This is a genomic window from Protofrankia sp. CiT1, from assembly GCF_917627335.1.
Classification (GTDB): domain Bacteria; phylum Actinomycetota; class Actinomycetes; order Frankiales; family Frankiaceae; genus Protofrankia.
In genome coordinates this window covers 11,320-16,074 of record NZ_CAKJTP010000104.1, presented here as the reverse complement: position 1 = coordinate 16,074, position 4,755 = coordinate 11,320, and the positions used below count along the sequence as shown (strand labels likewise).

Sequence of the window (4,755 nt, the reverse complement as noted above, 5' to 3'; positions counted from 1 at the left end):
TCCCCATCGTCATAGTGGGTCTGGCGCGGGACCGACCGTAGCGGGCGAACAGCGGCCAGCACCCGCCCGCGCCGCCGGCCTGTTGACGGGTCGTCGGTGAGACGTCCGGGCGAGGCCTCTGCCATGCTCGTGAGCTCGCTGATGAGGTCGCCGTCGCCGGTGTTCTCGTCGCCGTCGCCCGCGCCGTTGGTGGGTATCGGCAGGATGCCGGACTGGCCGCTCGTTTCGGCGAGCTGCGTGAGATCATTTTCGATCTTCGCTAGTTGGTCGAGCATGTCGGTCGCGTCGCCGCCCCGTTCACGGATGGTGCGCAGCGCGTCCATCAGAATGAGCCACTGGTCGCGGTCGACGGTGATGGCGTCCGTGGGCGGGTTGGCGGAGTAGGGCGGGAACAGGCGCTGGACGACGGCGAGCACCTTGGTGACCTCCGCCGGGTTGAGCCTGTCCGGCCGTCCCCGGATGTAGGACACGAGATCTTTCAAGCTGATGACGGTGACACCCTCGACCGCTCCGTCGCTCCACAGAACGCCTGCCTCGACCATCGCGAGAATCGGCGTCACCGGAATTTTGATCATCGGTGTGGCTGTGCGGGTCCGGGCGCGCACTTCGTCGCCGAGCCATTTGGTGAGGTCGAGCGGCTTTCGGAGCGACTGCCCGTCGACCTTGGCTCCGTCCTTGCCCCCGTCCTTGGCGTAGCGCACCGTGCCGGTGGAGGCATCACTTTTGATCACCATGACTCCGCCCGGCCCGACCAGAAGGTGCCCGACGCTCGCCGCTGAACCGGGGACGCTGCGATCATGCATGATCACATATCCGTACCGGCGGAGCCGGTTGATCGCGCTGGCCGTCTTGCGTTCGGCTTCGGCGCCTTCGCGCAGCGCCTCGATCTCGGGGACCGGATCGAACGACCGGCCGATCACGATCAGTGGCCAGCCCAGCTCGATCAGCAGGAACACGCCCACGGCGATGGACGTCGACAGGCCCAGGCCCAACGCGACCAGGACCGCGAATACCGCGGCGATGGGGAAGGCACGCAACGCGGCGCGGGGCACGGTGTACGCGAGGCGCTCGCGCCGCATCCGCGCGTGCTGTTCCCGCGCACGCTGGTAGGCCATCTGGAGGGAGTAGCCGGGCCGGTCCCGCGGGTCGCCTCCGAACGGGCTTCTGAGCGGGCCCCTGGCCGGGCTCTTCGTCGTACTCGCCATCGTGTCCACCATGGATCGTGAGGTCGCCAACGTCGTCCGGAGCCTTGGAGGCTCTGGCAATAGGACTGTCCGGCTCGCGGCGTCGGGCGGCGCCTCGGTCAACGCCCAGCACCTCCGGCGTCTCCCTCCGCCGCCTCGCGATCCATCCGCCCGGACGCCGCTGTCTGATCGAACGCCCTGCTGCCGGAGCTTCTTGGTAATCACAATTCTTCCAGGCGCCGAGCATCATCGCGGCAGCGCGTACGCGTATTACAGGCCGCATCCATCCTGCAACCGTTGGGCTCGCCGGGACAAGTGAATCACTGTAATCGGCCCAAGTTTCCCGTGGTTGGGGGGACGTTGGTCCGGCCCGGCTTTGTCGCTAGATAGTTATATGATATTGCTATTTTGCCCAGTTGGGGAGGCTGAGCGCCGAGCCGGGGCTGGCCGGAGCGTCCCGCCGGTGCCGGCCGGGTTGCCCAAGGGCTGCGTGTGGCCCGTGTGTGGAGGAGGGTAAGCAGCGGTCTTGTGGGCAACTGCCTGGGTCGGTGAGCAAGTTACCGATTGGTAGCAGTAGGCTCCCACCGTCGGTAGGAGTGACTGGAGGATGTGTGAGACTCGCTGTCGGTGGAGTGATCGCCGTTGTCGCTCTGGCGGTGGCCGGACGACGGTTTTACTGGTTGTTCAGGCTGATCCGCCAGGGCCAACCGGCTCCCGGCCGGTTCGACGGGGCGGCCGAGCGTCTGTGGAGTGAGATCAGTGAGGTCGGCGGCCAGCGAAAACTGCTGAAGTGGACGGTCCCCGGGCTCGCGCATGCCTTCACCTTCTGGGGCTTCACGATCCTCATGCTGACCGTGATCGAGGCGTTCGGCGCGCTCTTCGACGACCACTTCCACATACCGCTGTTCGGCCATTGGGCGGTGGTTGGCTTCGTCGAGGACTTCTTCGCGGTGGCGGTACTCGTCGGGCTCGTGGCCTTTACGATCATTCGGCTGCGCAACGCGCCGGCCCGCCTCGAGCGCCGGTCGCGCTTCTACGGCTCGCACACGGGGCCGGCCTGGGTCATCCTAGGAATGATCACGTCGGTGATAGTCACCCTGCTGATCCTGCGGGGCGCCCAGTTCAACGCCGGCACCCACCCGCAGGGCGACACGAGGTGGGCCTTCGCGTCCTACCTGGTCAGCCGTCCGCTGGACGTCTTCTCGACGTCGGTCAACGAGCACATCGAGACCGTCTTCCTGCTGCTCAACATCGCCATCATCATGGGCTTCCTGGTGCTGGTCGCCTACTCCAAGCACCTGCACATCTTCCTTGCGCCGATCAACGTCATCACCAAGCGTGAGCCCAAGGCGCTCGGCCGGCTTGGCAGCACCCCCGACATCGAGAGCCTGATGGAGGCCGACGAGCCGATCGTCGGCGTCGGCAAGGTCGAGGACTTCTCCTGGAAGGCCATGCTCGACTTCTCCACCTGCACGGAGTGCGGGCGCTGCCAGAGCCAGTGCCCGGCCTGGAACACCGGCAAGCCGTTGTCGCCGAAGATTCTGATCATGGATCTTCGGGACCACCTGTTCGCGAAGGCGCCGTATCTGCTCGCGGCCAAGGCGGCTGGGGACAGCGAGGAGGCCACGGCCTCAGCCGGCGCGGCCACCGGCGGTTCGGCGGAAACGTCGACGAAGCACGTTGCCCACCATGTACCCGAGTCGGGCTTCGGGCGGGTTCCCGAGCCCGGTCAACCGCAGGTCGACCGACCGCTCGTCGGCACCGAGGAGGAAGGCGGGGTCATCGACCCCGACGTCCTGTGGTCCTGCACCAACTGCGGCGCCTGCGTCGAGCAGTGCCCCGTCGACATCGAGCACGTCGATCACATCATCGACATGCGCCGTTACCAGGTCATGATCGAGTCGGCCTTCCCGAGCGAGGCCGGCGTGATGTTGCGCAACCTGGAGAACAACGGCAACCCGTGGGGCGTCTCGCCGCGGGTCCGCACGGAGTGGACCGAGGGGCTGGCATTCGACGTCCGGGTGCTCGACGATGGTGCGGCCATTCCGGACGATGTCGAGTACCTGTACTGGGTGGGCTGCGCCGGCGCGATCGAGGACCGGGCCAAGAAGGTCTCCCGGGCGTTCGCCGAGCTGCTGCACACCGCCGGGGTGTCGTTCGCCATCCTCGGCACAAGCGAGTCCTGCACCGGCGACCCGGCCCGCCGGCTCGGTAACGAGTACCTGTACCAGGAGATGGCCAAGGCCAACATCGAGGTTCTCAACGCCGCGTCCGCGAAGAAGATCGTGGCCACCTGCCCGCACTGTTTCAACAGCCTCGCGAACGAGTACCCGGCGCTCGGCGGGACATATGAGGTCATCCATCACACACAGCTGCTCGGCAAGCTCGTCGAGGACGGGAGGCTCATCCCCGTCCAGCCGGTGGACTCATCGGTCACCTACCATGATCCGTGTTTCCTCGGCCGGCACAACCAGGTCTACACCCCGCCACGGGAGATCCTCGACAGCATTCCCGGCCTGCGCAGCCAGGAGATGCACCGCTGCAAGGACCGCGGCTTCTGCTGCGGTGCCGGCGGCGCCCGCATGTGGATGGAAGAGAAGATCGGTAAGCGGGTCAACGTCGAACGGGTGGACGAGGCGCTCGCGCTCGATCCGGACATCGTGTCCACGGCCTGCCCGTTCTGCATCGTCATGCTGACCGATGCCGTGACCGAGAAGAAGCAGTCCGGCGGGGCAAGGGAAGGCGTCGAGGTCCTGGACGTCTCCCAGCTGCTCGCCCGCTCGTTGGCCGCGCCGGTCCAGGCCGGGGGCGTTCCCCCAACGGCGACGGTGGGCGGCGCTGTCGCGGCGGACACCGCTGGCGGGACAGACAGCGCGGGAGCATCCGGGCCCGGCTGATGTGACGTCGTCTTGAGGTGAGGCCGCCCGGAACGATGTGGATCCGCTGTCATGCTGACAGCACCCCATGCACATCGTTCCGGGCTTTTCCGCGTTCGGGCCTCGTCGCTCAGCAGGATGGGCGGCGATGGGCCAACCGCGCCAGGCGGCGCGTGGCCGGGAAGGTCGTGAGTCGCGGCCAGACCAGGAAGGCCTCGGCTTCGAGCATGGCCAGAGCGATACGTGGAAGATCGCGGTTGGCTGGAAAGCAGATGTAGCGCGGCGACCATTGCGGTTGGAACTTCGCGTTGAACCGGTAGAGGCTGTCGATCTGGAACCAGCGGGAGAGGAAGACCAGCAGCCCGCGGAAACGGCGGGTCACCGGCCCGGCACCGAGCCGCTGCCCGCGCTCCAACGCGGACCGGAAGAAGGCGAAGTTCAGGGACAGGCGGTCCACGTTCAGCCCGCCCGCGGCCCGGACCGCTGAGACGATCAGGAAGTCGTTCAGCCCGTTGTCCGCGGCACGGTCGCGCACCATCAGGTCCAGTGACAGGCCCCGGTGTCCCCAGGGGACGAAGTGCAGCAGTGCCCGCAGCCGCGGATTATTTCCAGCGCTCTCCGGACCGGCCACGTTCCGCGCGCCACCCGAACCAGCGCCGGCTGAGTCGCCGCTGCCTGAGTCGCCGCTGCCGGCT

At 67.2% G+C, this 4,755-nt stretch carries 3 protein-coding genes; 1 reads left to right on the top strand and 2 read right to left on the bottom strand.

Features of this window, described 5'->3' with window-relative positions:
• Window positions 1–1,205: nuclease-related domain-containing protein (locus tag MJ785_RS15545; RefSeq protein ID WP_239381483.1), on the bottom strand; the 1,205-nt coding region annotated here is incomplete at its 3' end.
• Between the two features lie 590 nt (window positions 1,206–1,795).
• Here MJ785_RS15545 and MJ785_RS15540 point away from each other — a divergent pair.
• On the top strand, window positions 1,796–4,081 hold the full coding sequence (locus tag MJ785_RS15540; protein WP_239308275.1) for a (Fe-S)-binding protein: 2,286 nt from the start codon (window positions 1,796–1,798) through the stop codon (window positions 4,079–4,081).
• 109 nt (window positions 4,082–4,190) lie between these two features.
• Here MJ785_RS15540 and MJ785_RS15535 read toward each other — a convergent pair.
• On the bottom strand, window positions 4,191–4,755 hold a 565-nt coding region (locus MJ785_RS15535; RefSeq protein ID WP_239381481.1), incomplete at its 5' end, for a phosphatidylglycerol lysyltransferase domain-containing protein.